Source organism: Clostridium sp. DSM 8431 (genome assembly GCF_900116755.1).
Lineage (GTDB): Bacteria > Bacillota > Clostridia > Clostridiales > Clostridiaceae > Clostridium.
Map to the genome: position 1 here is coordinate 1 of NZ_FPBY01000282.1, position 2,345 is coordinate 2,345.

General features: G+C 23.8%; 2 protein-coding genes. Both read right to left on the minus strand.

Features of this window, described 5'->3' with window-relative positions; translation table 11 throughout:
* Positions 1-132: 132 nt before the first annotated feature.
* Complete coding sequence (locus tag BM384_RS17840) at positions 133-855, minus strand: sensor histidine kinase (RefSeq protein ID WP_175537443.1); 723 nt, start codon at positions 853-855, stop codon at positions 133-135.
* A 655-nt stretch (positions 856-1,510) separates the two neighbouring features.
* Entirely contained in the window at positions 1,511-2,242 is a 732-nt protein-coding gene (locus tag BM384_RS16730) for a LytR/AlgR family response regulator transcription factor (RefSeq protein WP_090015352.1), read from the minus strand.
* Between the last annotated feature and the right edge of the window lie 103 nt (positions 2,243-2,345).

Here is a 2,345-nt window from a genome sequence, read left to right on the forward strand (position 1 = left end):
TTTTTTTATTTTATTCATTTGTAAAATTATTCAAGCGATTTTGCACTATTATAGTAGATAAGAAAACAACCATATTAAAAAACTTATATGGTTGTTTTCTTATCTGATTTTACAGATTGTTTTATTAAATAGTTAGATGCCGTTATTATTTTTTATTACAAGTTCTTGTTTGAAAACTCCATTAGAGGCGCTTGTATTTAATAAGACATTTGTATATGTGGAGTCTATTAATTCTTTTACAGATGTTAGACCAATTCCTCTACCTGAGCCTTTAGTAGAAAAATTCTTCTTATATAACTCATAAACAGGAGGGATGTTTTTTAGGCAAGAGTTTAAAATTACTATTATTATATTTCCATCTGTTTTTATCATGGCAAAATTTATAAACTTATTTTCGCATAAAAGAGCTGCCTCTATAGCATTATCCAAAAATATTCCAATAATTCTACAAATATCGATTGTTTTTATAGACAGATAAGTTATTTCTTCTAAAACTTCAGCATTAATTTTTATACCTTTTGATTGTGCAGTAAGTAATTTGGAAGAAATTAATGCTTTTAAAGGTGTTATTTTTATATTTTTTAAAAGTGTAATATGCTTATCATTTTTTAATATCTCTTTACTTTCTGGTAATAAATCATTATTGTAATAAGATCTTAAATCCTCTATATTACCATCGTTTATATAATCTCCTAATGTATATAATATATTTATATAATCATGTTTGAATTTTCTTAAATCTGTTGACATTGTTTCAAGCATATCACTATATTCTTTAAGCTGCTTATTTTCTTTAGTAATAAAGTCTTTTTTTATAGACATTGATATAGTTGAATTCGTTATATAAAATAACATATAGAGTATTCCACAGAGTGTTATTGCTAATGACAAGTACATATATATCCAATTACTAGAGCTACCATCTAAAATGTTAATAGTTAGTATTTTAAAAATTGATACTATAGTTATTATTAAAGCTATTGCTAACATAAAGATTTTTTTTGTGAATTTATTAAGCAAAATATTGTTCAAAGTTAATTTATTTAATGATGTTATTTTTCTTATTACTATACATATAAAGAAAGATAAAAATAATATTAATATTCCACAATAAAAGTATAAAGTGTTGTTATTTTTCAACTCTTCATATGGGATATAAAATATCTTTTGGGTAATAATTCCACATACGCAATCGCTTATTAAGGTTGCAAACAAAATATATATATATGATATTATAACAGTTGCGAAATTTATTTTTATAAGTTTAAAGTATACAAGGACAATAATTGTAGCTATTATTAAAAAAAAGTTTTGATCTGAAATATATGTGGCTATATCCATAGCTATGAAAAAGAATAAATAGGATTTGTAATGCTTTTTTAAGTCTATAAATAACGGAAAGTTTACTAAAAGCATTAATGTATTAATCATAGGATAAAATATGTTAAATATTAAATCAGACAAAAATTAACACCTCCATTAAAAAGGATAAAAAATACAAAAGTATTTTTTATCCTAAGCATTTCTGTAATAAGCCTTTTAGATATCTAGAAGCCACATAGCATGTCTCACCATTCATCATATGAATAATAAGATTTTCCTTATCTATAGATTTAATCTTTTTAGTATTAACTAAATAAGAACGATGTGGCTTATAATAAGATGGTGTAAGAGATAATTCAATATCCTTTAAGGTACCATAAAATTCTGAATAACCTGTAGAAGTATGAACTCTTATTTTATGTTCTGTATCAGCTGTTTCAAAGAATAAAACATCATCTAAGTCAAAAAATACAAGATTATTTCCAATATCTATAGGTATTATATTTGACTTTTTATTTTTACTATTAGAAATATCTATACATATTTGATTAAAGCAGTCTCTTATCTTTTGTCTTACTATTCCAACATCACCTTTAATAATATAATCCATTGCCCTAACTTTATATTGGAATGTTAAAAGCGTAAGTTCAGCATGAGCAGTTAAGAAAATAATATAACCTGTAGGATCATATTTTCTTATCATTTTTGCTAGTTCAATTCCATTAATACTGTTTTGTAAGTCAATATCTAAAAAATAAACTAAATTATTTGAATTATTATTTTCAACATGTTTTATTACAGCATTTGGATTGCTTGTTGATAGGGCTATTTTAAAATCTAAATTTTCTATTTCTGTATTAATTAAGTTTTCTAGGTCTTTTCTTTGATGTGAATTATCTTCACAAATAATGATTTCCATTTATTAAACCCGTTGCCAAAACCTTATAAAACTTTATAAAGCTTGTTTAATTCCTTATTCAACCTGTCTGATTTTGTAATGAATAAATTCATATACTACTCTC

Bases quoted from the DNA above. Each gene is read 5' to 3' on its own strand.
- BM384_RS17840 (WP_175537443.1), bottom strand. From the start codon at position 855: ATGTTATTTTATATAACGAATTCAACTATATCAATGTCTATAAAAAAA.
- BM384_RS16730 (WP_090015352.1), bottom strand. From the start codon at position 2,242: ATGGAAATCATTATTTGTGAAGATAATTCACATCAAAGAAAAGACCTA.